Annotated in this window: 31 protein-coding genes; 16 read left to right on the top strand and 15 right to left on the bottom strand. The window is 66.9% G+C overall.

What is annotated here, in order from left to right:
* Positions 1–78 precede the first annotated feature (78 nt).
* Both ppsR and MY55_RS10080 read left to right on the top strand, forming a co-directional pair.
* Complete coding sequence (ppsR, locus tag MY55_RS10085; RefSeq protein WP_043576615.1) at positions 79–900, top strand: posphoenolpyruvate synthetase regulatory kinase/phosphorylase PpsR; 822 nt, start codon at positions 79–81, stop codon at positions 898–900.
* A gap of 187 nt (positions 901–1,087) precedes the next feature.
* Positions 1,088–1,705: a hypothetical protein gene (locus MY55_RS10080; RefSeq protein WP_081284667.1), complete on the top strand. Its 618-nt coding sequence runs from the start codon at positions 1,088–1,090 to the stop codon at positions 1,703–1,705.
* Here MY55_RS10080 and MY55_RS10075 read toward each other — a convergent pair.
* Positions 1,702–2,064, bottom strand: a complete 363-nt coding sequence (locus tag MY55_RS10075) for a translation initiation factor Sui1 (protein ID WP_043576618.1) — start codon at positions 2,062–2,064, stop codon at positions 1,702–1,704. The two genes, MY55_RS10080 and MY55_RS10075, sit on opposite strands and share 4 nt — an antisense overlap.
* 201 nt (positions 2,065–2,265) lie before the next feature.
* Here MY55_RS10075 and MY55_RS10070 point away from each other — a divergent pair, with 201 nt between their 5' ends.
* From MY55_RS10070 to MY55_RS10055, 4 genes are all read left to right on the top strand, one after another.
* The gene (locus tag MY55_RS10070) at positions 2,266–2,565 is read left to right on the top strand and encodes a hypothetical protein (RefSeq protein ID WP_047248817.1); all 300 of its coding nucleotides are present in this window, start codon (positions 2,266–2,268) and stop codon (positions 2,563–2,565) included.
* Positions 2,566–2,778: 213 nt separating this feature from the next.
* The gene (gene trpS / locus MY55_RS10065) at positions 2,779–3,801 is read left to right on the top strand and encodes a tryptophan--tRNA ligase (RefSeq protein ID WP_047236539.1); all 1,023 of its coding nucleotides are present in this window, start codon (positions 2,779–2,781) and stop codon (positions 3,799–3,801) included.
* A gap of 14 nt (positions 3,802–3,815) precedes the next feature.
* Positions 3,816–4,124: a chorismate mutase gene (locus MY55_RS10060; RefSeq protein WP_043576627.1), complete on the top strand. Its 309-nt coding sequence runs from the start codon at positions 3,816–3,818 to the stop codon at positions 4,122–4,124.
* Positions 4,125–4,204: 80 nt separating this feature from the next.
* Positions 4,205–4,672, top strand: a complete 468-nt coding sequence (locus MY55_RS10055) for a CreA family protein (protein ID WP_043576630.1) — start codon at positions 4,205–4,207, stop codon at positions 4,670–4,672.
* A 47-nt stretch (positions 4,673–4,719) separates the two neighbouring features.
* Here MY55_RS10055 and MY55_RS10050 read toward each other — a convergent pair whose 3' ends face one another.
* From MY55_RS10050 to mltG, 7 genes are all read right to left on the bottom strand, one after another.
* Positions 4,720–5,496: an MBL fold metallo-hydrolase gene (locus MY55_RS10050; RefSeq protein ID WP_065202319.1), complete on the bottom strand. Its 777-nt coding sequence runs from the start codon at positions 5,494–5,496 to the stop codon at positions 4,720–4,722.
* A 16-nt stretch (positions 5,497–5,512) separates the two neighbouring features.
* Entirely contained in the window at positions 5,513–5,902 is a 390-nt protein-coding gene (locus tag MY55_RS10045; RefSeq protein ID WP_065202318.1) for a hypothetical protein, read from the bottom strand.
* A 12-nt stretch (positions 5,903–5,914) separates the two neighbouring features.
* On the bottom strand, positions 5,915–6,685 hold the full coding sequence (locus tag MY55_RS10040; RefSeq protein ID WP_047236544.1) for a TatD family hydrolase: 771 nt from the start codon (positions 6,683–6,685) through the stop codon (positions 5,915–5,917).
* A gap of 78 nt (positions 6,686–6,763) precedes the next feature.
* Positions 6,764–7,141, bottom strand: coding sequence for a PilZ domain-containing protein (locus MY55_RS10035; RefSeq protein ID WP_043576641.1), 378 nt, complete (start codon positions 7,139–7,141; stop codon positions 6,764–6,766).
* A gap of 21 nt (positions 7,142–7,162) precedes the next feature.
* Positions 7,163–8,167, bottom strand: coding sequence for a DNA polymerase III subunit delta' (locus MY55_RS10030; protein WP_043576644.1), 1,005 nt, complete (start codon positions 8,165–8,167; stop codon positions 7,163–7,165).
* Positions 8,167–8,811, bottom strand: coding sequence for a dTMP kinase (tmk, locus tag MY55_RS10025; protein WP_043576646.1), 645 nt, complete (start codon positions 8,809–8,811; stop codon positions 8,167–8,169). The genes MY55_RS10030 and tmk overlap by 1 nt, the downstream gene beginning before the upstream one ends.
* Entirely contained in the window at positions 8,811–9,800 is a 990-nt protein-coding gene (mltG, locus tag MY55_RS10020; protein ID WP_043576648.1) for an endolytic transglycosylase MltG, read from the bottom strand. Before mltG ends, tmk begins: the two co-directional genes overlap by 1 nt.
* 209 nt (positions 9,801–10,009) lie before the next feature.
* Here mltG and MY55_RS10015 point away from each other — a divergent pair, with 209 nt between their 5' ends.
* From MY55_RS10015 to MY55_RS09985, 7 genes are all read left to right on the top strand, one after another.
* Positions 10,010–10,648 carry a DUF3313 domain-containing protein gene (locus tag MY55_RS10015; protein ID WP_047236545.1) on the top strand — a complete coding sequence of 213 codons (639 nt, stop codon included), beginning with the start codon at positions 10,010–10,012 and terminating at the stop codon, positions 10,646–10,648.
* Positions 10,649–10,702: 54 nt separating this feature from the next.
* Entirely contained in the window at positions 10,703–11,431 is a 729-nt protein-coding gene (gene modA / locus MY55_RS10010) for a molybdate ABC transporter substrate-binding protein (RefSeq protein ID WP_043576652.1), read from the top strand.
* Positions 11,428–12,102 (top strand): molybdate ABC transporter permease subunit, encoded by a 675-nt coding sequence (gene modB / locus MY55_RS10005; protein WP_043576654.1) that lies wholly within the window; start codon positions 11,428–11,430, stop codon positions 12,100–12,102. Before modA ends, modB begins: the two co-directional genes overlap by 4 nt.
* Positions 12,103–12,157: 55 nt before the next feature.
* The gene (locus tag MY55_RS10000) at positions 12,158–12,412 is read left to right on the top strand and encodes a hypothetical protein (protein ID WP_043576656.1); all 255 of its coding nucleotides are present in this window, start codon (positions 12,158–12,160) and stop codon (positions 12,410–12,412) included.
* Between the two features lie 246 nt (positions 12,413–12,658).
* Positions 12,659–14,110 (top strand): flagellar filament capping protein FliD, encoded by a 1,452-nt coding sequence (gene fliD, locus MY55_RS09995; protein ID WP_157889285.1) that lies wholly within the window; start codon positions 12,659–12,661, stop codon positions 14,108–14,110.
* Positions 14,111–14,183: 73 nt separating this feature from the next.
* Positions 14,184–14,879 (top strand): FadR/GntR family transcriptional regulator, encoded by a 696-nt coding sequence (locus tag MY55_RS09990; RefSeq protein WP_047236549.1) that lies wholly within the window; start codon positions 14,184–14,186, stop codon positions 14,877–14,879.
* A gap of 12 nt (positions 14,880–14,891) precedes the next feature.
* On the top strand, positions 14,892–16,154 hold the full coding sequence (locus MY55_RS09985) for a CynX/NimT family MFS transporter (RefSeq protein ID WP_065202317.1): 1,263 nt from the start codon (positions 14,892–14,894) through the stop codon (positions 16,152–16,154).
* A gap of 65 nt (positions 16,155–16,219) precedes the next feature.
* On the opposite strand, the gene MY55_RS09980 is transcribed toward MY55_RS09985, so the two are convergent.
* From MY55_RS09980 to MY55_RS09970, 3 genes are read right to left on the bottom strand one after another with little or no spacing between them, the layout of a single operon-like run.
* Positions 16,220–16,741, bottom strand: a complete 522-nt coding sequence (locus MY55_RS09980; RefSeq protein ID WP_047236551.1) for a DUF2946 family protein — start codon at positions 16,739–16,741, stop codon at positions 16,220–16,222.
* A 45-nt stretch (positions 16,742–16,786) separates the two neighbouring features.
* Positions 16,787–19,282 (bottom strand): ABC transporter permease, encoded by a 2,496-nt coding sequence (locus MY55_RS09975; RefSeq protein WP_047243283.1) that lies wholly within the window; start codon positions 19,280–19,282, stop codon positions 16,787–16,789.
* Positions 19,279–19,974, bottom strand: a complete 696-nt coding sequence (locus MY55_RS09970; RefSeq protein ID WP_043576668.1) for an ABC transporter ATP-binding protein — start codon at positions 19,972–19,974, stop codon at positions 19,279–19,281. The genes MY55_RS09975 and MY55_RS09970 overlap by 4 nt, the downstream gene beginning before the upstream one ends.
* Between MY55_RS09970 and MY55_RS09965 the strand changes: the two genes are divergently transcribed.
* A complete protein-coding gene (locus tag MY55_RS09965; protein WP_047236554.1) occupies positions 19,973–20,569 on the top strand; it encodes an arylesterase in 597 nt (198 codons plus the stop codon). The genes MY55_RS09970 and MY55_RS09965 overlap by 2 nt on opposite strands.
* A gap of 124 nt (positions 20,570–20,693) precedes the next feature.
* Positions 20,694–21,917 carry an MFS transporter gene (locus tag MY55_RS09960; RefSeq protein WP_047243284.1) on the top strand — a complete coding sequence of 408 codons (1,224 nt, stop codon included), beginning with the start codon at positions 20,694–20,696 and terminating at the stop codon, positions 21,915–21,917.
* Between the two features lie 79 nt (positions 21,918–21,996).
* On the opposite strand, the gene MY55_RS09955 is transcribed toward MY55_RS09960, so the two are convergent.
* From MY55_RS09955 to MY55_RS09940, 4 genes are all read right to left on the bottom strand, one after another.
* Positions 21,997–22,611 (bottom strand): peroxiredoxin, encoded by a 615-nt coding sequence (locus MY55_RS09955; protein WP_043576674.1) that lies wholly within the window; start codon positions 22,609–22,611, stop codon positions 21,997–21,999.
* A gap of 304 nt (positions 22,612–22,915) precedes the next feature.
* The gene (gene aspS, locus MY55_RS09950; RefSeq protein WP_065202316.1) at positions 22,916–24,709 is read right to left on the bottom strand and encodes an aspartate--tRNA ligase; all 1,794 of its coding nucleotides are present in this window, start codon (positions 24,707–24,709) and stop codon (positions 22,916–22,918) included.
* 77 nt (positions 24,710–24,786) lie between these two features.
* A complete protein-coding gene (locus MY55_RS09945; RefSeq protein ID WP_236687468.1) occupies positions 24,787–25,440 on the bottom strand; it encodes a DUF502 domain-containing protein in 654 nt (217 codons plus the stop codon).
* Between the two features lie 23 nt (positions 25,441–25,463).
* Entirely contained in the window at positions 25,464–25,721 is a 258-nt protein-coding gene (locus MY55_RS09940) for an FmdB family zinc ribbon protein (protein WP_043576678.1), read from the bottom strand.
* Positions 25,722–25,979: 258 nt separating this feature from the next.
* Between MY55_RS09940 and fabI the strand changes: the two genes are divergently transcribed.
* A complete protein-coding gene (gene fabI / locus MY55_RS09935; protein ID WP_043576763.1) occupies positions 25,980–26,756 on the top strand; it encodes an enoyl-ACP reductase FabI in 777 nt (258 codons plus the stop codon).
* Positions 26,757–26,765 lie beyond the last annotated feature (9 nt).

The raw sequence follows: 26,765 nt of genomic DNA, 5'->3' as shown, positions 1-26,765 counted from the left end.
AGGCCAGCGGCAGGTATCGCCATGGCTTGCATCGGTATACACTTTGCCGCAACCGAATACACTTTGCCAAGGTGCATCATGTCCCATCGTCGTTCCGCCTTCTTCATCTCCGACCGCACCGGCATCACCGCCGAATCGCTGGGCCACACGCTGCTGACCCAGTTCGACGCCCTGGACTTCAAGCGCGAAACCGTGCCCTTCGTCGATACCGTCGACAAGGCCAAGACGTTGGCGCAGCGCATCAGCGACATCGCCGAGCGCGACCACCTGCGTCCGCTGGTGTTCACCAGCATCGTCAATCCGGAAGTGCGCGAGGCGCTGCGGCTGGAAAACGTGGTGCTGATCGATTTCTTCGAAACCTTCATCGGCCATCTGGAGGCGGAAATCGGCCAGAAAGCGTCGCTGTCGGTCGGCAAGGCGCACGGCATGGTCAACGAGGAGAAGTACGACCACCGCATGGAGGCGGTCAACTTCTCGCTGAACCACGACGACGGCGTCAAGCTGAAGGACCTGGACGAAGCCGACGTGATCCTGGTCGGCGTGTCGCGCTCCGGCAAAACCCCGACCTGCCTGTACCTGGCGCTGCAGTACGGCATCCGCGCCGCCAACTATCCGCTGACGCCGGAGGACCTGGGCAGCCCGACCCTGCCCAAGCTCTTGCTGCCGTTCAAGGACAAGATCTTCGGCCTGACCATCGACCCGGCGCGGCTGCACAATATCCGCTCGGAACGCCGCCCCGACTCCAAATACGCCAGCATGGACAACTGCCGGCGCGAAGTGAACGAAGCGGAATCGATGTTCCGCCACCACGGCGTCACCTTCATCAGCACCACCCACAAGTCGATCGAGGAGATCGCCTCCACCATCATGCACAAGGCGGCGCTGGGACGTAAGTTTTAAGCGGCTTGCCGCCGACCGCGCGCGCATGCAAGATGTCTTTTTCATAACAAGAAAGAGTCCGCGTGCGCCCTGCTCCCGACATCGTCGCCAGACAAGTGGCCAGCAGCCGTTTCCCCGATGCCGGCTGCGCGTTGATGACCGGCTCCATCGTGCGCGGCCAGGCCACGGCAAGTCCGACATCGACCTGGTGCTCATCCATCGCCAGCTGCCCGCCGCCAGGCGCGAGTCGCTGCGGGAACAGGGTTGGCCGGTCGAGGCCTTCATCCATGACCTGCACACGCTGCAGTATTTCTTCGACCATGTAGACCGGCCCAGCGGCGTGCCTTCGCTGGCGTCCATGGTCAACGACGGCCGGCTGCTCTGCGGCGACGAAGCGCTGGCCGCCCAAGCCAAGGCCATGGCGCAAGCCGCGCTGCGCCGCGGCCCGCCGCCATGGGACGCCGCCGCCCGCGACGCGTCGCGCTACGCCCTCACCGACCTCGTCGACGACATCCGCGCGCCATTCTCCGATTTCGCCTTGCGCGCGGCGCTGGCCCAGCTTCTGCCGCTGCTGGCCAATCACTATCTGCGCGGGCGCGGCCTGTGGTCGGCCAAGGGCAAGGCCATTGCCAGACGCCTGGCCCAGGTCGACCCCGGCTACGCCGCCCGTTTCGACGCCGCCTTCCGGCTTGCGTTTCATAGCGGGGAAACCGCGCCGCTGATACAGCTGGCGGCAGACACCCTGCAAGCGGACGGCGGCTGGCTGTTCCAGTCCTATCAATTCACCGCGCCCGCCGATTGGCGCTGCGAGCCGGTCTACGGCTAGCCGCCCGCCCGCTTGCTCTTGAAGCCCAGCTTTTCCAGTTCGGCGATCACCGTATCCACGTGATCGCCCTGGATTTCCAGCACGCCGTCCTTGACCGTGCCGCCGCTGCCGCAGCGCGTGCGCAGCTGCTTGCCCACCCGGGCCAGCGCATCGGCGGCCAGCGGCAAGCCCTTCACCACCGTCACTTCCTTGCCGCCCCTGCCCTTGGTCTGGCGCGCCACCCGGGCGATGCCGTCGCCCGCCGGCGCCGCCGGCTTGCCGCACTCGCACTGCGCCAGCGGCTGCCGGCATTGCGGACACATCCGGCCATGCTCGGTGGAATACACCAGCCCGCCCGCCTCGTTTTGTTTCGACTTCATCTTGATTGATCTCTTTTCGCCATCGCCGCCATGGTTGCGGGGAATCCGCGCGCCGACAAGCCCCGCGCCTTGATATGCCAATGACAAAATCAGCAATAAAACTCTATCTCTTTGTTTATTTGTAAATTTTTTATTAAGACAGGAACAATAAAAACCACTCGCTTTCAAAAACAACAAGAGCCACGTCTGCGAGAACCACCGATGAACATCCCCGATTTCAATCTGCCCCCCATCGCCGCCGCGCGCCGCTGGCCGCAGCAGCTGGCCGGCGTGCAGGCGGGTCGGCAACTCACATCGGAACAGCAGCACGAATTCGCCGAGATGCTGTTCCGCACCGTGCTGCAAAACCCCCCGCACGGCGCATCGCCGTTCACCCTAGCCGGCGGCCCCGTCGACCATCCCGCGCGGCCGCCCGCGCGCCCGGCGCGGCAACGCTCCGCCGCCCGCGCCTACGGCAAGGATCTGCCGCAAGCCGGCTTCCTGCTGCAAACCCAGGCTTGACGCCCTGCCCTGCCGCATGGTTTGATGAAACCATGAATACCGCACCCGCTTTCGCAATCCGTTTTTGGTGGTGGCGCCTCTCTTAGGCGGCACCGGCGAACGCGCACGCAAAAAACCCGGAGGCTGCCGACAAGGCGCACCGGGTTTGTTTTTAGCCGCACCTCCCCCCCAGTCCGCCCTGCCGGTCTCCTCATTCCAACAGTGGAGATCGAAATGAATCTGGACAACATCAGCTCGCAAGACATCATCCTCACCGGCGACCGCACCACCGGCCAACTGCACCTGGGCCATTACGTCGGCTCGCTGCGCAACCGCGTGATCCTGCAGGAGCGCTGCGCGCAATTCCTGCTGCTGGCCGACGCCCAAGCGCTGACCGACAATATGGGCAATTACTTGAAAGTGCGCGACAACGTGCTGCAGGTGGCGCTGGACTACCTGGCCGTCGGCATCGACCCGGCCAAGAGCACCATCTTCATCCAGAGCCTGGTGCCGGAACTGACCGAGCTGGCCTCCTACTACCTGAACCTAGTGACGGTGGCGCGGCTGGAGCGCAACCCCACCATCAAGGACGAGATCAAGCAGCGCGGCTATGAACGCGACATCCCGGCCGGCTTTCTCACCTACCCCGCCGCCCAGGCCGCCGACATCACCGCGTTCAAGGCCACCATCGTGCCGGTCGGCGACGACCAGATCCCGATGATCGAGCAGACCAACGAAATCGTGCGCCGCTTCAACGCCAGCGTCGATCAGACCGTGCTGGTGGAAGCCAGGGCGGTGGTGCCGGAAGTGGGTTCGCGGCTGCCCGGCATCGACGGCAAGGCCAAAATGTCCAAATCGCTGGGCAACACGCTGACGCTGTCCGCCAGCCCGGATGAAATCCGCCAGGCGGTGAAGATGATGTACACCGATCCCAATCACCTGCGCGTGGCCGACCCCGGCCAGGTGGAAGGCAATGTGGTGTTCACCTATCTGGACGCCTTCCATCCCGACCAGGCGCTGGTGGCGCAACTGAAAGCGCACTACCAACGCGGCGGCCTGGGCGATACCGTGATCAAGAAGCATCTGGAAGACTGCCTGCAGGAGATGCTGGCGCCGATCCGCGAACGCCGCGAGCGCTACGCGCAGGACCCAGCCGCGGTGCTGGAAATGCTGAAGAGCGGCACCCGCCGCGCCCGCGACGTCGCCGCCCGCACGCTGGCTGAAGTGAAGGCCGCGATGGGCCTCAACTACTACTGAGCCGGAGCGGGAATATGGAACATCTCTATCAATGCCAGAGCCTGGACGAAGTACGCGGGCAGATCGACCGCATCGACCGCGAGCTGGTGGCGCTGATCGCCGAGCGCGGCATCTACGTGCGCCAGGCGGCGCGCTTCAAGGAAAGCCGCGCCGAAGTGGAAGGCGGCAAACGGGTGGATCAGGTGATGCGGCGGGTGGAGCGGCTGGCGGGCGAAATGGGCGCCGACGCGGCGCTGACGGCGGCGATCTATCGCGCCATGATCACCCATTTCGTCGCCGACGAGCTGCAAGCCTACCGGCAGCGGTTCGCAAACAGCGATTGAGCGGCGCGGCCGGCTTCCCTACAATTCCGGCATCATGGCCGTCTTGATGGCGGCCTCTTTGCTCCCCCAAGGAAACCGCGATGAAGAAAACCGCGCTGCTGCTGGCCTGCCTGCTGGCCGCCCCGTTCGCCCGCGCCGAGGAAATCGGCGAAGTCTCCACCACCTTCAAGCTGCTCAGCCCCAACGACAAGGTGGTGGTGGAAGCCTTCGACGATCCGGCGGTGCAAGGCGTGGCCTGCTATGTGTCGCGCGCCAAGACCGGCGGCTACAAGGGCGCGATCGGGCTGGCCAAGGATCCGTCGCGCTTTTCCGTCGCCTGCCGCCAGGTGGGACAGATCCGCTTCGGCCGGCCGCTGCCGCCGCAGGAACAGGTGTTCAAGGAGAGCGCGTCCTTCGTGTTCAAGCACGTGCGGGTGGTGCGCATCGTCGACGCCAAACGCAATGTGCTGACCTATCTCACCTATTCCGACAAGCTGGTGGACGGCAGCCCGGACAACGCCATCAGCGCGGTGGCGGTGCTGGATCAGAAAATTCCGCTGAAAAAATAGCTATCGCAAGCTATTGATATTCATCATTATTATTAAGATGACAGGCATCATCCCATAGCCAGCTTCGCCTGCCAGCCATCGAACCCCACCTCGACGCCCGGCGGGCACAGCGCGCCCAGCGCATGGTATTCCAGCCGGTGAGTCATGTGGATCAGCACCGTGCGGCGGGCGCCTATCCTCGCCGCCCAGTCGAATGCCTGCCCCACCCCCAGATGCGACGGGTAGGGGTCGTGGTTCAGGCAATCCAGGAACAGCAGCTCCAGCCCCTGCAACAAGGGCAGGCTGCTCTCCGGGATGTCGGACAGATCGGTCAGCCAAGCCATATTGCCGATGCGCCAGCCCAGGCAAGGCCAGCTGCCGTGCCGCAGCGGGATGGGCGTCAACTTGACGCCCTGGTGCTCGAACGGGCCATGCACCGTTTCCGGCAGCAGCACCGGCTTGTCCCACATCTTCGACGGCGCCTGCAGCGCATAGCCGAAGCGCTCGCGGATGTTGGACATGGTGAAATCGTTGCCGTACAGCGAGATCGGCCCCTGCTTCAAGTAGCAGAAGGCGCGCAGATCGTCGATGCCGTTCAGGTGGTCGGCATGGGGATGGGTGTACAGCACCGCGTCCAGCCGCGACAAACCCTCGCGCAGCGCCTGCTGGCGCAGATCCGGTCCGGTGTCGATCAAGAAACCCAGCTCGCCGACGCGGACATAGGCGCTGGCGCGAGTGCGCTGGTTGCGCGGCTCGTCGGACAGGCAGGTGGCGCAGCGGCAGCCTATCGCCGGCGTGCCGGAACTGGAGCCGCAGCCCAGGATGGTGACTTCTAACGTATTCACGGCGCTCCTTGCACAATCATTGGCACAACAGCGGGCGCACCGCCGGCGCCGCCACCGTGCCGCCGTCGCATTGTATCTGCCCGTCGGCGGCCACCTGGCAGCTGCCGCCTGGGCGCGCGGCGCAACGCGGCGAGCCGTCCGGCCCCAGCAGGCACATGCCCGGGCCGGCGTAGAAAGCGCCGCCGGCGCGGATGGCGCCGCCGCCGGGGTACGGCGAGCAGAACAGGTTGCCGAATTCGTCGGCCACGCAGGCGCCGGCGCCGCAATAGGCGTTGCCCTGGTGCAGCACCGCCTGGCCGCCGGGCGGCGCGCAGAAGCTGCGGCCGCCCAGATTGACGCAATTGGCCGCCGCGGCCAGCGAAGCCAGCCCGATCAGCATGCCCGCGGCGAAATGGCGCAAATGCATTCCGGCTCTCCCTCAGCGTTCCGCCTTGGCGAACAGGCGGAAGAAGTTTTCCGTGGTGGCGGCCGCCACCTGCTCCACCGGCACACCGCGCAGCTCGGCGATGAATTCCGCCACATGGCGGACGTAGGCCGGCTCGTTCTGCTTGCCGCGGTGCGGCACCGGCGCCAGGTACGGCGAATCGGTTTCGATCAGCATCCGCTCCAGCGGCACTTTCTGCGCCACTTCCTGCACCTGCTTGGCGTTCTTGAAGGTCACCACGCCGGAGAAGGAGATGTAGAAGCCCAGCGCCAGCGCCGCCTCGGCCACTTCCCAGGTTTCGGTGAAGCAGTGCATCACGCCGCCGCATTGCTCGGCATGCTCTTCCTGCATGATGCGGATGGTGTCGGCGGCCGACTCGCGGGTATGGATCACCAGCGGCAGATTCACGCGCCGGGCGGCGCGGATATGGGTGCGAAAGCGCTGGTGCTGCCAGGCCAGGTCGCCCTTGCACCAGTGGTAGTCGAGGCCGGTTTCGCCTATGCCGACCACGCGCGGATGGCCGGCCAGCTCGACCAACTCGTCCTCGCTGTACTCCTCCGCCTCGGGGTCGTCAGGGTGCACGCCGACAGTGGCGTAAAGATTGGCGTGCGCCTCGGCCAGCGCCAGCACCTGCGGATACTTGGGCCGGCTGACGCCTATCACCAGCGCGTGCGTGACCCGGTTCTCGCGCATATTGCCCAGCACCTCGGGCAGGCGGGCGGCCAGGTCGGGAAAATTGATGTGGCAGTGGGAATCGATAAGCATGATGGGGCGGCCGCAAAACTCTGACAGTAACCGCGCAAGCATACCACGGCGGCGGCCGGCGCTTCAGCCGCGCGCCGGCTACATGGTGTGGGTGGGGCGGCTGGAGTTGAGCACCCCGCCCAACAGCGCCTCTATCTTGTCCTTGGCCTGCTTGCCCGCCTCGCCGGAAACGAACTCGACGCCGACGCCTTGCACGCGGCTGTTGTTGGCGCCGCCCGGCGTGATCCACACCACCTTGGCCTGCACCGCGATGCGCTGCGGGTCTTCCATCAGCGTCAGCAGCAGGAACACTTCCTCGCCCAGCTGCATTTCCTTGTTGGTGGGAATGAAGATGCCGCCGTTGCGGACGAAGGGCATGTAGGCGGCAAACAGCGCGCTGCGCTCCTTGATGTGCAGCGACAGCACGCCGGGGCGGTTGGGATTGTTCAGGTCCGGCCTGGTGTTGGCGGCATCCATGCAAATGTCCCCTCTGCGCGCTCAAGCGGGCTTGGCGCCGGCGAAAATCTTCAGGTAGTCCATCAAGACCGCCTCCAGCTGCAGGCGGATGTTCAAGGTATGTTGCGAGAACGGCGCCAGCGCCGCCAACGCCTGCTGGCAGGCCATCAGCTGCGCCAGGTCGCAGCGCGGCGCCAGCGCCGACAGCGCGCGTTCCTGATCTGGATAATAGCGGACCCGCCCGGCGAGGCACAGCGCCGCCAGGTCGTGCAGCCACTTCTGCAGCCAGTTCAGCGGCTGCAGCAGCGACAGCTGCTTGTTCTTGTCGGCCAGTTCCGCCAGCTGCAGCATGCCGGCGAAGCTGGGCTGGCCCAGCGCCTTGACGAACTGGCCGCGCAGCGCGGCCAGCTCCGGATCGTGGTCGAACAGCGGCGCGCCGCCATTGTGCGCCAACTCGATCTCGGCGTTGGCCACGCCCTGCTCCCGCAGCCAGGCCAGCGCGGCGGCCGCGCCCGGCCGGGTCAGCGCGAACTGGCGGCAGCGGCTGCGGATGGTCGGCAGCAGGCGCTGCTGCGCGTGCGACACCAGCAGGAACAGCACCGCTTCCGGCGGCTCCTCCAGGATTTTCAGCAAGGCGTTGGCCGCGGCCGGGTTCAGGTTTTCGGCCGGCTCCACCAGGATCACCCGGCGGCCGGCGCGGTGGGCGGACAGGTGGGCGAAGTCGATGACGTCGCGCACCGCCTCGATCTTGATCTGCGGCAGCTTGCGCACCGCCTTGGCTTCCTTGCCCTCTTCCTCTTCGTCGGCGAACGGCGACAGCAGGCGGAAGTCGGGATGGGTGCCGCTGGCGAACCAGCGGCAGCCCTGGCACTGGCCGCAGGGCTGATGCTCCGCTTGCGGCGCCTCGCACAGCAGCGACTGCGCCAGGTGGCGGGCGAAAGCCAGCTTGCCGATGCCGGCGCCGCCGGTGAACAGCCAGGCGCCGGGCATCCGTTGCCGCTCGGCGTTCAGCCGCCGCCAGTCATGGTTCTGCCACGGGTACAACATCAGCCGCGCTCCAGCAGGCGCTGCAGATGCAGCGCGATGTCGGCCTGGATCTCGGCGATGCCGCGGCTGGAGTCCAGCACGGCGAAGCGGCCCGGCTCCGCCGCCGCGCGCGCCAGATAGGCGTCGCGCACGCGCTGGTGGAAGCCGGCGGCCTCCTGCTCGAAACGGTCCAGCTGGCGCGTGCCCGACATCCGCTGCGCCGCCACTTCCAGCGGCAGGTCGAACAACAAGGTCAAGTCCGGCTGCAGGCCCCGCTGCACCCAGTCTTCCAGCACGCGGATGCGCTCGAAGGGAATGCCGCGGCCGCCGCCCTGGAACGCGTAGGTGGAGTCAGTGAAGCGGTCGGACACCAGCCAGCGGCCGGCTGCCAGCGCCGGTTCGATCACCTCAGCGATATGCTGCTGGCGCGCGGCGAAAGCCAGCAGCGCCTCGGCGTCCAGCGACACCACCGTCTCCGGCGCCAGCAGCAGCTCGCGTATCTTCTCGGACAGCGGGGTGCCGCCCGGCTCGCGGCTGAACGCGGCGTCGATGTCGCGCCCGGCCAGCCAGTCGCGGATAAAGCCCAGATGCGTGCTCTTGCCGGCGCCGTCTATCCCCTCCAGGGTGATGAAGCGGCCGCGGCGGGCGGACTGCTCTATAGGCATTACTGGCCTTTCTTCAGGATGTATTTGCGCACCGCCTGGTTGTGTTGCTCCAGGGTGCTGGAAAATTGCGAGCTGCCGTCGCCGCGGGCGACGAAATACAGCGCGTCCGACTCGGCCGGCTGGGCGGCGGCGTACAGCGCCGCCTTGCCCGGCAGCGAAATCGGCGTCGGCGTCAGGCCGGCGCGGGTATAGGTATTGTACGGCGTATCGCGCCGCAAGTCGGCCTTGCCGATATTGCCCTGGTAGCTGGCGCCCATGCCGTAGATCACCGACGGGTCGGTCTGCAGCCGCATGCCCTTCTTCAGCCGGTTGACGAACACCGAGGCCACCATGCCGCGGTCGGCGTCGCTGGAGGTTTCCTTCTCGATCAGGCTGGCCATGGTCAGCAGCTCATACGGCGTGCGGTAGGGCAAGTCGGCCTTGCGCGCCGCCCAGGCCGCGTTCAATTGCTGCTGCATCACATTGAAGGCCTGGCGGTAGATGTCGAGGTCGGACGCGCCCGGCGTGAACAGATAGGTGCTGGGGAAGAACAGCCCCTCGGGACTGGCGCCGGGCATGCCCAGCTGCGCCATCACCTCGGCGTCGCTCAGCGGCTTCGCCTCGTGCTGCACGTCGGGGTTGCGGTCCAGCGCCTGGCGCAGCTGGCGGAAGGTCCAGCCCTCTATCGCGGTGACGCTGGCTTCGTCCGGATGGCCCTGCACCAGCCGCTGCAGCACGTCCAGCATGCTCTGCGGACCCTGGAAGCGGTACAGGCCGGCCTTGACCTTGCGGTCGGCGCCGGACAGCCGCGCCAACGCCGTCATCAGCTGGCGGTTGCGGATGGCGCCGTCCTGTTCCAGCGTGCGGGCGATCTGCTTCATCGTGCGGTTCGGGCCCACCAGCAGCTTGTAGCCGCCTTCGGGCAGCGCGACCGGCAGCAGCGCGGCCCAGGCCAGCCAGCCCGCCGCGCACAGCAGGACAATCAACAGAAAGCCGGATAGTTTTTTCATCTTGAATGCGTCGAGAATTCGGTATCTATAGCCGCTCGGGCGGCAAAGGCGGAATCATACCAGCAAGCCGTCCTGTACGACATGACAGGTCAGACTGTCCTTCAGCCGGAGAGTTTGTCCCACATCAACTGCGGACAGCGCGCTTTTACCTTATGTTTCGGTATGCAATCCGCCCTTGCGGACCCAACTCATCCACGCTACGGACGGCGATGAAACCTTTCTTCAATTTTGGCTGCGCGCTGGTCGCCTGGAGCGAGCTGTGCCGGGTGGCGCGAACCCCAGGCGCCCTGGCCGGCGCCGACCCGCTGCCGCCGCAGGCCTTGTGCCAGGGCAGCCAGAGCCACCAGTTCGTCTACGCCGGCTCGCCGCAGTCGCTCGCCTCCTACCAGGCGGTGCTGCTCGAGCCGCTATGGCTGCTTGACCAGCGCCGCGACGGCCGCTGGCAACTGGTGTCCACCGCGCTGGGCAACAGCATGAATCTGCGGCTGCAGGCGCTGTTGCGCGCCTGGATGCCGGCGCTGCCGCTGGCGGAGGAGGCCGGCCCGCGTGTGGCCAGGCTGCGCCTGGCTTTGCGCAGTTTCCAGGGCGAGATCGGCAGCCTGCCGGCGGCGCGCCAGTCCGATGACCGCGCGCCGCTGACACGCGGCATCGCCCCGTATCTAGAGCAGGTGTCCAGCATCGTGCAGCTGGAGGACGCCGGCGACGGCAGGCTGCTGGGCGGCGGCGTCAATCTGCGCGGCGGCCGCGCCGGCCAGGCCGCGGCCGCCGGCAAAGGCTGGCCGGATCTGCTGGCCTGCAATTGGCAGCAAGTGCTGCAAGTCGAGCAGGCGCCGCTGGCAGCTGGCTAGGATGGCGATTTTGGCTGCATAATGACGGCCACCTCACCCCTCCGGAGCGCCGCCATGCCCCGCCTGCGTCTTGCCCTGCTTTGCCTCTGCCTGTCTCCGCTGGCCCTCGCCGACACCGTCAATGTGGCGGTGGCCAGCAATTTCCAGCAAACGCTGGACAAAATCGCCGCCGCCTTCAAGGCCGCCACCGGGCATGAGATCAAAGCCAGCGCCGGCGCATCCGGCAAGCTGGCCGCGCAGATCCGCCAGGGCGCGCCGTTCGACGTATTCCTGTCCGCCGACGACGAGCGTCCGACCGAACTGGTCCGCGCCGGCGTCGGCCAGCCCGCCAGCCAGTTCACCTACGCCTACGGCCAGTTGGCGCTGTGGAGCAAAAAACGCGACGACGCCGGCGAAGCCGCTCTGCGCCAGGGCAAGTTCAACAAGCTGGCGGTGGCCAATCCCGCCACCGCTCCCTACGGCCGCGCCGCGATGGAAACGCTGGCGGCGCTGAAGCTGGAGGCGGCGGTGAAAGCCAAGCTGCTGACCGGCGACAATATCGGCCAAACCATGCAATTCGCCGAAGTCGGCGGCGCCGACTTCGCCTTCGTCGCCTACTCCCAACTGCTGGAGCAGGGCATACGCAGCCGCTACTGGCTGGTGCCGGAGAAGCTGCACCAGCCTATCCGCCAGGACGCGCTGCTGATCAAGCCCTCGCCCGCCGCGACCGCCCTGATGGCCTTCCTCAAGGGCGAGCAGGCGCGCGCGCTGATGGCCCAGGCTGGCTACCGCTTCAAGCCGTGACTCCGCAAGACTGGGGCGCCATCGGCCTCACCCTGAAGCTGGCCGGCATCAGCACCCTGCTGCTGCTGCTCTTGTGCGTGCCCTGCTCCTGGTGGCTGGCGCGCAGCCGCTCGCCGCTGCGGCCGATGCTGGAAGCGGCGGCGATGCTGCCCTTGGTGCTGCCGCCCACCGTGCTGGGCTTTTACCTGCTGCTGGCTTTCGGCCCGCGCGGGCCGCTGGGCAAGCTGACCTCGGCCCTGGATCTTCCCGGACTCGCCTTCACCTTTCACGGCGTGGTGATCGCCTCGGTGCTGTATTCGCTGCCCTTCGTGCTGCAGCCGCTGCTGGCCAGCTTCCGCGCGGTGCGGCAGGAAGAGCTGGAGAGCGCGCTGCTGCTGGGCGCGGGACGCTGGCAGCGCATGCGCCACGTGATTCTGCCCTCCTGCCGCAACGGCGTGCTGAGCGCGGCCTGCCTGGGCTTCGCCCATACCGTCGGCGAGTTCGGCGTGGTGCTGATGATAGGCGGCAATATCGACGGCGAAACCCGGGTGATTTCGATCGCGCTGTACAATCAGGTGGAGCAGGCCAATTATGGCGCCGCCCACCAGCTGGCGCTGATGCTGCTGCTGTTCGCGCTGGCGGCGCTGACCGCCGTCTACTGGCTGAACGCCAGGCGCGACAAAGACGCATGACCCCTTTTCAACGGCCTGTCCGCAGGCCTTTCCTCAGCCATGGAGACCAACCGTGATGCGCAAAACGCTATTGCTCGCCCTGTTTGCCCTGTTCAGCGCCAATCTGGCGCTGGCCGACGCCGCCTGCGACGCCAAGGCCGCCGACAAGAAACTGGCCGGCGCCGCCAAGCAAAGCTTCCTGAAAAAATGCGAGAAGGACACCGCCGCGGCCCAGGCCAGCTGCGACGCCAAGGCGGCCGACAAGAAGCTGGCCGGCGCCGCCAAGCAGAGTTTCGCCAAGAAGTGCGTGAAGGACGCGCTGGCCAAATAAACCGCGCCAGTCCATCGCGAAACGGCGGGGAGCCCGGCTTCCCGCCGTTTTTTTTGCGCCGCTTGCCGCAGCGCAAAAAAATAAACAATCCAGACGCCGAAAAAACGCCCAATCAACAATGACTTGGACGCAATAGTCTACACTTGAACAAGGTATGGCTTGTGAGTGTTGGCAATGAACTCGCTGTCTGGATACAACTCCTCTCTCTCGTCTTTCGACAGTCTTTTGCCGAACTTGAGCAGTTTGTTGTCCAGCGGTTTGCTGCTGGGCGCCAACAGCAGCACCGGCAGCGCCTCGGCCAGCTCCACCGCCGACCCCATCCAAGTGGAACTGTCCGGCCTCGGCCAGCTGATGTCCATCCTCAATACCTTCCAAAGCAGCTTGCAGCAACTGTACGCTCCGGAGTTGCAATACAACAACAGCAGCGCCAGCAGCAGCAATCCCGGCGTGGCCAGCGTCAGCGCCGCCAGCGGCGCGCAGAACGCCAACTACCTGCTGACCGTGTCGCAGCTGGCGCAGGCGCAAAGCGCCAGCACCAGCTTCACCCTGCCGGATACCAGTTCCACCTCGGTGGGCACCGGCAGCCTGACCATCACCACCGGCAGCTACACCTACACCAGCTCGACCTCGGCCAGCAGCTTCACCGCCAATGACACGCCGGTAACGGTCAGCATCACCAACGGCACGCTGTCCGGCATCGCCAGCGCCATCAACGGCGCCAATGCCGGCGTGGTCGCCAACGTGATCCAGAACGCCTCCGGCGCCTATCAATTGCAGGTCAGCGCGGCCAGCACCGGCAGCAGCAACAATTTCCGCATCGCCGTCAGCGACAACGACGGCACCAACACCGACCAGAGCGGCTTGTCGCGCCTCGCCTTCGATCAGACCCTGGCAGTGGGCAGCGGCCAGAACCTCACTCAGACCCAGAGCGCGCTCAACGCCGCCTATACCGTCAACGGCGCATCGGCTTCCAGCAGCAGCAATTTCGGCATCCAGCTGGGCAGCGGCGTATCGGCCAACCTGCTGGCCACCGGCAGCAGCACCATCTCGGTCAACATCGACTTCGGCCAACTCAATACCAACGCCCAATCGCTGGCCACCGCCTTCAATACCGCGCAGGGCAGCATCAACAGCCTGCTGGGCAACCAGGTCAGCTTCAGCAACGATCCCATCGCCAGCCAGCTGCCCCAGCTGCTGAATCAACAGGCGCAAACCACCTACAGCAACGGCAGCTCGCTGCTGACCTCGCTGAGCCAGATCGGCCTGAGCTATCAAAGCCCGGCGCAATACGGCCTGGGCGGCACGCTGAACCTGAACGTCAGCTCGCTCCAGGCCGCCTACAACAGCGACTCCACCGGCACCGCCAATCTGTTGTACGCGGTGGAGCAGGCGCTGAACTCGCTGGCCAACAGCTATACCACCTACGGCAACGGCTCGCTGGTCAACGAGACCAACGCCTTGCTGAAACAGCAACGCACCAACCAGCTGGCCAGCAACACCCCGCTGACGCCGAACACCTTCCCATTCAACCTGAACGACCTGCTGCAGACCAACAGCAATCTGTCGGCCCAGCAGATCAGCGGCCTGGCCACCTACGCGCTGGTCTACTCGCTGGGCGCGCCCTACGCGCTGGACTCGCTGCTGGTAGGACAGGGCCTGGGCCTGTCTCCCAACGGCACCTTCTCCGCCACCGCCTGATCGCCCGCTTTTGACCCTGCCCGTGTTTTGCGCGTAAAATTCATCGGATGATTGGATGAATTAGAAGACCCAGATGAATCCGAACCCCGCAATCAAACGCTCGCTGGTGGATATCGCGCTCGACAGCCTGGGCCGGCAATTGGCCGACGGCCGGTGGCCGGTGGGCAGCCGCATCCCCACCGAGCCCGAATTGGCCGACGAGCTGGGCATCAGCCGCAACACCGTGCGCGAAGCCGTGCGCGTGCTGCTGTACGCCGGCCTGCTGGAAGTGCGCCAGGGCGATGGCACCTATGTCCGCGCCACCGTCAATCCCGGCGAGGCGATGCGCGCCATCAGCCGCGCCAGCCTGCGCGAGCACCTGGAAGTGCGCTGCCTGCTGGAGGAAAGCGCGGCGCGCCTGGCCGCCCTGCGCGCCGGCGCCGATGACCTGGTCCGCATCGAGGCGACGCTGCATACCCTGGCCCGCCAGGCCGACGATACGCCCGAAAGCTACGCCGAGCGCGACATCGCCTTCCATCTGGCCATCGCCGACGCCAGCGGCAACCAGGCGCTGGCCGGCCTGTACCGCTATTTCTCGCGCGCGGTGCAGCAAAGCGTGCAGGACGCCATCCGCGACGAAGCGCTGCCGGATCCCGGCCTCGCCGAGCACGCCGCCATCTTCGAAGCCATACGGCAAAAGCGGCCGGACGCCGCCGGCGACGCCGCCGCCGCCATCACCCGCCCGTTGCTGGCCACCTTGGACCAGTTGCTGGCCGCGCAAAACCAATAACCAGGAAACGCCATGCCCGACCGCGATATCCAAAATCCGCCCATCGCCGACGAATTGCTGATCGACGACGACGCGCCGCCCGCCACCAGCCTGCCTGCCAGCCGCGGCAGCGCGTTGTTGCTGTTGCTGGGGCTGGTGCTGGTCGGCCTCAACCTGCGTCCGGCGCTATCCAGCCTGGCCCCGGTGCTGGCCATGGTCAGCCGCGACACCGGGCTGACCCCGGCGCTGGCCGGCCTGCTCACCACGCTGCCTGTGGCCTGCTTAGGGCTGTTCGGCCCGCTGGCGCCGCATCTGGCGCGCCGCCTGGGCAGCGAAAAAACCATCGCGCTGGTGCTGGCGCTGCTGGCGGCCGGCATCGCGCTGCGCACTCAACTGGGCGTGTTCGGCCTGTTCGCCGGCTCGGCGCTGGCCGGCGCCGGCATCGGCGTGATCGGCGTGCTGCTGCCCGGCATCGTCAAACGCGACTTCGCCAGCCGCGCCGGCCTGATGACCGGCGTCTACACCATGGCGCTGTGCCTGGGCGCGGCGCTGGCGGCGGGCTTCACCGTGCCGGTCGCCGAGCATTTCGGCCGCGACTGGCGTCCGGCGCTGGCGCTGTGGGCGCTGCCGGCGTTGCTGGCCATCGCCGTGTGGTGGCCGCAGCTGAAAACCCGCCACGCCGCCGCCGCCGGCCAATGGCAGGTGCGCGGGCTGCTGCGCGACCCGCTGGCCTGGCAGGTGACGCTGTTCATGGGCCTGCAATCGTCGCTGGCCTACATCGTGTTCGGCTGGCTGCCGTCCATCCTGATGGACCGCGGCCTCAGCGCGATGGAAGGCGGACTGATGCTGTCGCTGTCCACCATGGTGCAGGTGCCGGCCTCCTTGCTGGTGCCGATGCTGGCGCACCGCTGCCGCAACCAGCGCCCGCCTATCGCCATCACCTTGCTGGCGGTGATCGCCGGCTTGCTGGGCATGCTGTACGCGCCGACCGGCAGTCTGCTGCTGTGGGCGATTTTGCTGGGCTTCGGCCAAGGCGGCCTGTTCAGCACCGCGCTGAGCCTGCTGGCGCACCGCTCGCCGGACCAGCACGTGGCGGCCCACCTGTCGGGCATGGCCCAGGGCATCGGCTATATGCTGGCCTCGCTCGGCCCGTTCGCGGTGGGCGTGATCCGCGGCCACAGCCACGCGGCCTGGCCGCTGGCGATGCTGTTCTGCCTGATCGCCGCCGCCGCGCTCACCGTCGGCATGCTGGCCGGCCGCAAGCAGCTGGTGGGCGTGCGCGCGGTCGCCGTCTGAATCCGCTGCCGAATGCGAAAAGCCCGCCGTGAAGGCGGGCTTTTTCATGCCGAAAGCGGCCGGACTCAGCGCGGCTTGGCGACGATGCCGTAGCGGCGCCACAGCGCCGCCAGCTCTTCGCGCGCCAGCGGCAGCTCCGCCTCGCCAAGACGCAGGCTGGCGGGCAGGCTGTCCGCCGCGCCGTCCCAGTCCGGCAGCGCCTCGTCCAGCAGGGCAGGCAGATCGCGGTCGTCCACCACCGCCAATTCGCCGCCTATCTCCAGCAGCAGCATGCCGTCCGGCGTCAGCCAGGCGGTGCGCGCGGCGACATCGTCGTCGTAAGGCAAGGTGCTCCAGCCCCTGGGCGTGCGCCGGGCCGCCAGCGGCGCCGCGTCCAGCGTCACGTACACCTTCTGCGGCCCGTTCTGCACATAACAGCGCCCCTGGCCGTCGCGGCCGTAGTTGCGGTTGAAGAACTCCACCATCGCCTCGTGCTGCAGCCGTTCGTCCTTGATCCACCACTGCCCGCGCGCGTCCAGCCGCAGCCAGCCGAACACCGCCGGCACATTGGGCCATTTGGCCATCGCGGCCAATACCATTGCGTCCATCCTGCTTCTCCCGCGGGCGCCGCCCGCCTGTTTGTTCTTGCCCGCTCAAGCCGCCGCGCGCAGCGCGGCCAGCGGCGGCGCGCGCGTCACCCTGCCCACCAGCGGCCAGCCCGTCAGCGTCACCACCAGCACGCCGCCGCCCATGCCCAGCGGCAACAGCCACCAATTGATCAGCACCGGCAGCGAAAACAGCTTCACCGCCGCCAGCACGCCTATGCCCATCGCTCCCAATGCCGCCAGCAAGCCGGACACCGCGCCCAGCCACACCAGCTCGGCCAGCACCACGCTGCGCAGCTGGCGGCGCGAGGCCCCCAGCGCGCGCATCAGGCCGATGTCGGCCAGCCGCTCGTCGCGGGTGGCCGTCAGCGACGCCCACAGCACCAGCACGCCGGCGGCCAGCGCCAGCAGGAACATCGCCTCGATGCCGCGCGTCAGCTTGTCCACCATCGCCCTCACCTCCGCCAGTATGCTGCCGACGTCTATCACCGTGATATTGGGGAAACGCTCCACCAGCGCGCTGGCGAAGGATTCGTCCGCCGCCTCCAGCCGGAAGCTGGTGATCCAGCTGGCCGGCTGCTGGCGGAATTGCCCCGGCGTGCCGATCACGAAGAAATTGACGCGGAAGCTGTCCCACGGCACTTCGCGCAGGCTGGTGACCTTGGCCCGGTAGGTGGTGCCGGCCAGGTCGAAGGCCAGCGTGTCGCCCAGGCGGATGCCCAGCTTGTCGGCCAGGCCGCGCTCCACCGAGAACTGCGGCTTCACCCGCTTCTCGTCCGGCCACCATTTGCCGGCCGTCACCTGGTTGCCCGGCGGCAGGTCGCGGCGCCAGGACAGATTGAACTCGCGCTCGGCCAGCCGGCGCGCCTGCTCGCTGTCGTAAGCGGCCGGCCGCACCGGCTGCTCGTTGATGGCGATCAGCCGCGCCCGCGCCATCGGCGACAGCTCCGGCTGCGGCCTGCCGGCGACGGCGAAGGCATCGCGCAGCGCGTCCAGCTGGCCGGGCTGGATATTGATCACGAACTTGTTGGGCGCGTCGGCCGGCACGCTGCGCTGCCAGGCGCCGATCAGGTCGTCGCGCACGACGGTCAGCGTCAGCAGCGCCATCAGCCCGACCGACAGCGAGGCGATCTGCAGCACCGCCAGCCAGCGCCGCCGCGCCAGATTGGCGATGCCGAAGCGCCAGCCCACCTTGCCGCCGCGCGGCAGCCGCCGCAACAGCATCACCATGCCCAGCGCCAGCGCGCCGGCCACGCCGAGAAAGCCCAGCATCGCCGCCAGGAGCCAGCCGGCCAGCGCGAACTCCCCCACCTGCCAGGATGCCAGCCCCAGCAGCGTGGCCAGCGCCAGCACCGGCGCGATCACGCCCTGCCGCGTCGGCGGCAGCTCATTGCGCAGCACCGCCGCCGGCGACACGTCGCGGATGCCCATCAAGGGCGGCAGCGCCAGGCCGGAGAGCAGCAGCAGCGCCGCCAGCGGGCCGATCAGCCACGGCAGCCAGCCGGGATCGGGCAGCATCTCGCCGACGTAGCCGCTGAACAGCTGCATCAGCCCCAGCTGGATCAGGAAGCCGGCCAGCGTGCCCAGCAGGCCGGCCAGCAGGCCCAGCAGCAGGAACAGGCTGACGAACAGCCCCCACACCTCGCCCGAGCCCAAGCCCAGGCAGCGCAGCACCGCCACCTGCTGCCAATGGCGCTGCAGGTAGCGGCGCACCACCAGCGCCACCGCCGACGCCGCCAGCGCCACCGTCAGCATCGCGGTCAGGCCGAGGAAGCGCCGCGCCCGCTCCAGGCCGGTGCGGATTTCCGGCCGCATCTCTTCCACATCCTCCAGCCGGCTGCCCGGCGGCTTGCGCGCGCTCAGCCAGCCGCGGAAAGCGGCCACCTTGCGGTCCTCTCCGGCGAACAGCAGCCGCCAGCGGATGCGGCTGCCTTCCTGCACCAGGCCGGTGGCGGCCAGGTCGGCGCTGTTGAACATCAGCCGCGGAATGAAGTTGTAGACGTCCATGCTGCCGTCCGGCTCACGCACGATCAGGCCGGACAGCTTCAGCTGCAGATTGCCGACGCCGATCTCGTCGCCCAGCTTCAGCTTGAGCCGGCTCATCAGCCGGGCATCCATCCAGGCCTGGCCAGGCTGCAGCTGCAGGCGGCCGCTCTGTTCGCTGCCGTCGGCCAGCCGCACCGTGGTTTCGCCGCGCAGCGGGTAGCCGGCGCTGACCGCCTTGTACTGGGCCAAGGCGGCCTGGCCGCCGGCGAAGGCCATAGACGGGAACACGATGTTGTCGGCCATCGCGAGGCCGCGCCTGCGCGCCTCGGCGCGGATGGCTTCCGGCGCCGGCGCGTTGCCGCTAAGCACCAGATCGGCGGCCAGCAACTGGGTGGCCTGGGTGGTCAGCGCCTTCTCCACCCGGTCGGAAAAGAAGGCGACGCTGCTCATCGCCGCCACCGCCACCAGCAGCGCCAGGCCGAGTATGGTCAACTCGCCCGACACCAGTTCGCGGCGGATGAAGCGCAGCAGCAGGGTCAGCCGTCCTCGCAGCGTCATCCGGCGCGCGCTCCGTTCAGCTTGCCGTCCACCAAGCGGTGGATGGCGTCGCAGCGGCTGGCCAGCTCGTTGTCGTGGGTGACCAGCACCAGCGCGGTGCCTTGCTCGGCGTTCAGCTGGAACAGCAGGTCTATGATCTGGCGGCCGGTGTGCGGATCGAGATTGCCGGTGGGCTCGTCGGCGAACAGCAGGCCGGGATGAATGACGAAGGCGCGCGCCAAGGCCACCCGCTGCTGCTCGCCGCCGGACAGATGGCGCGGATAGTGGCCGAGGCGCGCCGCCAGCCCCACCCGCTCTAGCATCTGCCGCGCCGCCTCGCGCGCGTCGTTGCGTCCGGCCAGCTCCAGTGGCAGCATGACGTTTTCCAGCGCGGTCAGCTGCGGCAGCAGCTGGAAGTTCTGGAACACGAAGCCCACCCGGTCGCGCCGGAGCAGCGCGCGCGCGTCCTCGCTCAGCCTGGAGAGCGGCTTGCCGAACAGCGCCACCTCGCCATCGCTGGGATGGTCCAGCCCCGCCAGCAGCGACAGCAGCGTGGACTTGCCGGAACCCGAGGTGCCGACGATGGCCACGCTCTCGCCGGGATACAGGGTCAGCGAGGCGCTGCGCAGGATGTGCAGCACGTCGCCGCGGAAATGCACCTGTTTGGCCAACTCCCTGGCGGCCAGCACCGCCTTTTTCTCTGGATTGCTCATGCGCTCTATCGTTTGCAAGATACTGTTCCCCTTGTTGCTGCTGTGGCAGCTGCCGGCGCACGCCGCCACCATCCTGGTGTACGGCGACAGCCTGTCGGCCGGCTACGGCCTGGCGCCCGGCCAGGGTTGGGCGGCGCTGCTGGCCCGCGAGCTGGCGCCGCGCCACAAGGTCGTCAACGCCAGCGTGTCCGGCGAAACCAGCGCCGGCGGCCTGTCGCGCCTGCCCGACGCGCTCGCCCGCCACAAACCGGACGTGCTGATCCTGGAGCTGGGCGCCAACGACGGCCTGCGCGGCCTGCCGCTGGCCGACATGCGGCGCAATCTGCAGCAAATGGTGGACCTGGCCAGCCAGCGCGGCGCCCGGGTGCTGCTGGTGGGCATGGCGCTGCCACCGAACTATGGCCCCCGTTACGGCGCCGAGTTCCGCGCCGCCTACGACGAAATCGCCAAACGCAACCATCTGGCCTATGTGCCGTTGCTGGTGGCGGGATTCGCCGGCGACCTGGCCAGCTTCCAGCCCGACGGCCTGCATCCGCGCGCCGAGAAGCAGAGCACCATGATGCGCACGGTGAAGGCGAAACTGCCAGTGAAATAATCCAGCAACAAGATTGACTTGTTCGCATCAGCACGAACAAAATAGGCCAATCGCATAATAACATCCGCCGGCCGCGCCCCGGAGCTTCGCCCCGCGAAATTTCCCGCCCTGCCGGCCCACCCACATGCCCGATCATCCCCCCTCGCTCTGGCGGCGCTGGCTGCGGCCGTACCGCGGCCTGCCGGCCGGCGTCTACATCCAGACGCTGTGCAGCTTCATCAACAACGTCGGCGGCATCTCCAAGCTGTTCCTGCCGCTCTACCTGCGCGAAAGCTACCACCTGCCCTACAGCCAGATCGGCGCGCTGATGGCCTTTTACGGCGCCGGCATGCTGGCCGGCTCGCTGAAGGGCGGCAGCCTGAGCGACCGCTTCGACAGCCGGGCGCTGGCGGTGCTGGCGCTATCGCTGTCCGGCCTGTGCATGCTGTTGCTGGCGCTGCGGATTCCGGTGTGGCTGTTCATGCCGGTGCTGGTGCTGTCCGGCATGGCCGACGGCGGCTTCCGCCCGGTCAACCAGCGGCTGGCGCTGGAGCCGTGCACGCCGCAACAGCGTCCGGTGGCGCAGGGCATGATGCGGGTGGCGTTCAATCTGGGCGTCGCCATCGCCGGCATCAGCAGCGGCTTTCTCGCCGCCTACGGCTACCAGTGGGTCTACGCCGCCAACGCCGGCGGCACGCTGCTGGCCGCCTGCTGGCTGGCCTGGTCGTACAGCCGCCGCCGCGCGCTCACCCTCCCCGTCCGCCGCGATGAGGAAAGCGGCGGCGCGCTGGCGGGCCCTTGGCGCGACGTCAGCTTCCTGCGCAGCATCGCCGCGCTGATCCTGGTGACGCTGGCTTTCGACCAGATGTACGTGACCCTGGCGCTGTTCCTGCGCGAACACTACCAGCTGGGCGCGCAGTGGGTCGGCTACCTGTTCACCGTCAACGGCCTGATGGTGGTGGCGCTGCAGATCCCGATCAGCCGCCGCATCCTGCGCTGGGGGCTGGGGCGCAGCACCCAGCTGGGCATCCTGCTGACCGGCTGTTCCTTCCTGTGGCTGAACGCCGGCCACGGCGCGCCGTGGGCGGTGCTGATGATGGTGACGCTGACTTGCGGCGAGCTGCTGCTGTCGCCGTGCTACGCGCTGCTGGTGATGCACCGCTCCGAAGGCCGGCTGCGCGGCAGCTATCTGGGCCTCTACAACGCCGCCTGGAACGGCCGCACCCTGGTGGCGCCGGCGCTGGGCACCGCGCTGTACGGCCATTTAGGCGGCGCGGCGCTGTGGTGGCTGTGCGCGCTGGCCGCCTGCCTGGGCGTGGCCATCCAGCACGGCGCGCTGAAGAGGATGCTGAGCCCGGCCGCCGCCTGAGCGCGCGCCGGCGGCCAAATAAAACACCCCGCCGGCTTGCGCGGGCGGGGTGCGGGACGGAATCCGGATCAGCCGCGGATTACAGGTCCTTGGCGTTTTCGGCCAGGTAGGAAGCCACGCCTTCGGCGGACGGCTTCATGCCCTTCTTGCCCTTGTTCCAGCCAGCCGGGCACACTTCGCCGTGCTCTTCGGTGAATTGCAGCGCGTCAACCATGCGCAGCATTTCGTCGACGTTGCGGCCCAGCGGCAGGTTGTTCACCACTTGGTGCTGCACCACGCCGGACTTGTCGATCAGGAAGGAGCCGCGGAAAGCGACGCCGCCATCGGCTTCCACGTCGAAGGCCTTGCACAGGTCGTGCTGGATGTCGGCGACCAGGGTGTAGCCGACTTGGCCGATGCCGCCCTTTTCCACCGGGGTGTTGCGCCATGCGGCGTGGGTGAACTGGCTGTCGATGGACACGCCGATCACCTCCACGTTCTTGGCCTTGAAGTCGGCCAGGCGGTGGTCGAAGGCGATCAGTTCGGACGGGCACACGAAGGTGAAGTCCAGCGGGTAGAAGAACACCACGGCGTACTTGCCGGCGGTGGCTTGCTTGAAGGAGTAGTTGTCAACGATCTGACCATCGCCGAGCACGGCGGAGAAGGTTTTTTCACCAGCGAAGAACGGGGCTTGCTTGCCAACGAGTACGGCCATTTGGATCTCCTTAAAGGTCTTGGTATGACAACGCTTCCCTGATCGGGCATCGGAAAACGTCGCGGAATGCGAGGCTTTATAAATCAGCCTGGCCAGGCCCGGCAAATTGTAAATCGATATCGTTGCGATAAAGTTTTGCAATCGGCGCCGGGCGCGCGGCCGGCCGGCGAAACGCCGCTGATCTATCCGACCAAGATGGGGGTGCCGAGTTCAGCTTTCAAGCCCGCTGCCGTCTGCGCGGCCGCCGCCGGACGCAAAAAAAACGGACAGAGAACTGTCCGTTTCATCTTGGCTCCGGCCGGGCTCAGGCGCTCGGCTCGGCCTTCTGGCGCAGGCGCAGGTTCAGTTCGCGCAACTGCTTGTCGTCCACCGCGTTCGGCGCGTTGGTCAGCAGGCACTGGGCGCGCTGGGTCTTGGGGAAGGCGATCACATCGCGGATCGATTCCGCGCCGCACATCAGCGTCACCAGACGATCCAGGCCGAAAGCCAGGCCGCCGTGCGGCGGCGCGCCGAACTTCAGGTTGTCCAGCAGGAAGCCGAACTTGTTCTGCTGTTCTTCCGGGCTGATCTTCAGCGCGCCGAACACCTTCTCCTGGATGTCGGCGCGGTGGATACGGATGGAGCCGCCGCCGATTTCCCAGCCGTTCAGCACCATGTCGTAGGCGCGGGCCAAGCACTTGCCCGGATCGGTAGCCATCAGATCTTCGTGGCCCGGCTTGGGGCTGGTGAACGGATGGTGGCAGGCGGTCCAGCGGTCGGCTTCCTCGTCGTGTTCGAACATCGGGAAGTCCACCACCCACAGCGGACGCCATTCGCGCACGAAGTAGCCGTCCTTCTCGCCGCGCTCGTGGCCGATCTTGATGCGCAGCGCGCCGATCGCCTCGTTCACCACCTTGGCCTTGTCGGCGCCGAAGAAGATGATGTCGCCGTTTTGCGCGCCGGTGCGCTCGATGATGGCCTTGATGCCGTCGGCGGACAGGAACTTCACGATAGGCGACTGCAGGCCCTCTTCGTTCAGCTTGGTGATGTCATTGACCTTGATGTAGGCGAGGCCCTTGGCGCCGTAGATGGCGACGAACTGGGTGTAGTCGTCGATTTCCTTGCGGCTGATGCCGGCGCCGTTCGGCACGCGCAGGGCCACCACGCGGCCATTGGCCATATCGGCGGCGCCGCGGAACACCTTGAATTCTTCCGACTTCATCACGTCGGTCAGTTCGGTGAACTTCAGCGAAACGCGCATGTCCGGCTTGTCGGAGCCGTAGTAGAACATGGCGTCGCCGTAGGTCATGCGCGGGAAGGTCGGCAGCGTCACGCCCAGCACGTCGCTGAAGATCTCCTTCGTCATGGTCTCGGTGATGTCCATGATCTGGTCCTCGTTCAGGAACGAGGTTTCGATATCGATCTGGGTGAATTCAGGCTGGCGGTCGGCGCGCAGGTCTTCGTCGCGGAAGCACTTGGTGATCTGGTAGTAGCGGTCGAAGCCGGCCACCATCAGCAGCTGCTTGAACAGCTGCGGCGATTGCGGCAGCGCGAAGAACTCGCCCGGATGCACGCGGGACGGCACCAGGTAGTCGCGGGCGCCTTCCGGGGTGGAGCGGGTCAGCATCGGCGTTTCGATGTCGATGAAGCCCTGCTTGTCCAGGTGGTTGCGCACGCCCATCGCCACCTTGTAGCGCAGGCGCAGGTTCTTCTGCATCGCAGGGCGGCGCAGGTCGATCACGCGGTTGGTCAGGCGGACGTTTTCCGACAGGTTCTCGTCGTCGATCTGGAACGGCGGCGTGGCCGCGGCGTTGAGGATCTCGATTTCCTTGGCCAGGATTTCGATCTCGCCGGAGATCATCTTGCTGTTGGCGGTGCCGGCCGGGCGCTCGCGCACGATGCCGCTGATCGACAGCACGTACTCGCCGCGGCTGCTGTCAGCCAGCTTGAATGCTTCCGGGGTGTCCGGATCGATCACTACCTGCACCAGGCCTTCGCGGTCGCGCAGATCGATGAAGATCACGCCGCCGTGGTCGCGGCGGCGGTGCGCCCAGCCCTTCACGGTTACGGTCTGGCCGAGGTATTTTTTATCGATAAGTCCACAGTAATCGGTACGCATTGGGTAAACCTTTTTATTGAATCCGGTGAATCTCCCGCGAGGGAGGAAGGCGTTTAGGGGCTAGACAGGGTGACGGCCTAGCCCTGCCGATTATGTTCGTCATTCAGGCGCGGACGCTGGGCGCCCGGCGGCGGATTGGGCACCACCACGCCCATCGAGATGACGTACTTGAGCGCGTCGTCGACGCTCATGTCCAGTTGGCGAGTGTCGCTGCGCGGCACCACGATGAAATAGCCGGAAGTCGGGTTCGGCGTGGTCGGCACGTACACGCTGACCAGTTCCTCGCCGTTCTCCGCGTGGCGGAGGATTTCCTGGGCCGGCGTGCCGGTCTGAAAGGCCACGGTCCAGGCGTTCTGGTGCGGCCAGCGCACCAAGAGCGCGTTCTTGAACGCGTTGCCGGAATCGGAGAACAGCGTGTCGCTGACCTGCTTGACGCTGTTGTAGATCGAGCGCACCACCGGGGTGCGCGACAGCAGGCCGTGCCAGAAGGCCACCAGCTTGCGGCCCAGCACATTGGCGGCCAGCATGCCGGTGCCCATCACCACCAGCACCGCGAACACCACGCCCAGGCCCGGCACATGGCGGCCGAACAGCGCCTCGGGCCGCCACTCCACCGGCAGCAGCGTCAGCGTCTGGTCCAGCGAGCCGATGATCAGGTTCAGCACCCACAGGGTCACCGCCAGCGGCAGCCAGATCAGCAGGCCGGCGATCAGATACCCCCGCAGGGTCATTTTTATCTTTGGCGATACCGACATCAATCGCAACCGCAGCCGGTGCCGCAGCTATGGCCGCCGGAACTGGCGGCGCCGCCCGCGGCGCTGGAGGAGGAGCCGCCCTTGAAGTCGGTGGCGTACCAGCCCGAGCCCTTCAGCTGGAAGCCGGCGGCCGACAGCTGCTTGTGATAGTCGGCGCTGCCGCAATCGGGACAGGCCGCGAGCGGAGCGTCGCTCAGTTTTTGCAGATGCTCTTTGGCGACGCCGCAGGCGCCGCAACGATATTCATAGATCGGCATAGTTTTATTTCCCCGCCAATTGACCACAATGGCATAATACAACCGGATGCTGCACTGCACCACAGCTGGAACTAAACTGCGCGCAAGGCTGACTGTACAGGTGCGGCCACCTGCTTTCAAACTCAAGTGCGCCGCCTCGCAAACCTGCGATTATATCCGACTGAAACGGCAATACAAAAACCACTTTTACATCATCGCATCGCAACACCGTCCTGCAACGCTATCCCGGAGGTCTACATGGTTTACCAAGAGGGTCAGATGGAAAGCATTCGCAACATTCTCGCCGGCAAGAAGGGACTGATCGTCGGCATCGCCAACGAGAACAGCATAGCCTACGGCTGCGCCAGCGTGCTGCGCCAGCTGGGCGCGGAATGCGCGGTCACCTATCTGAACGAGAAGGCCGAGAAACACGTGCGGCCGCTGGCCGAGGCCTTGCAGGCGCCGCTGTTGCTGCCGCTGGACGTGGAGCAGCCGGAGCAGATGCGCGCGGTGTTCGAACGCATCGCCGGCCACTGGGGTGAACTCGACTTCATCATCCACTCCATCGCCTACTGTCCGGCCGACGACCTGCACGGCCGCGTGGCCGATTGCTCGCTGGCCGGCTTCCAGCAGGCGATGCGGGTATCCTGCTACTCGTTCATCGAAATGGCGCGGCTGGCCGAGCCGCTGATGAAAAAGGGCGGCAGCCTGATCACCATGAGCTACTACGGCGCCGACAAGGTGGTGGAGAACTACAACATCATGGGGCCGGTCAAGGCGGCGCTGGAGAGCGTGTCGCGCTACCTGGCCAACGAGCTCGGCCCCAAGCGCATCCGCGTGCACGCGGTATCGCCCGGCCCGCTGAAAACCCGCGCCGCCTCCGGCATCGCCCATTTCGACCAACTGATCGAAGACGCCATCGCCCGCGCGCCGCAAAACCGCCTGGTCGACATCGAAGAAGTCGGCATGACCTGCGCCTTCCTGATTTCCGACGCCGCCAGCGGCCTGACCGGCCAGACCATTTATGTAGACGGCGGCCACCACATCAAGGCTTGAGGAGCTCAG

Origin of the sequence: Chromobacterium subtsugae (assembly GCF_001676875.1) — a bacterium.
In the GTDB taxonomy this organism is placed as follows: Bacteria; Pseudomonadota; Gammaproteobacteria; order Burkholderiales; family Chromobacteriaceae; genus Chromobacterium; species Chromobacterium subtsugae.
This window is presented reverse-complemented; position numbering and strand designations above follow the sequence as displayed.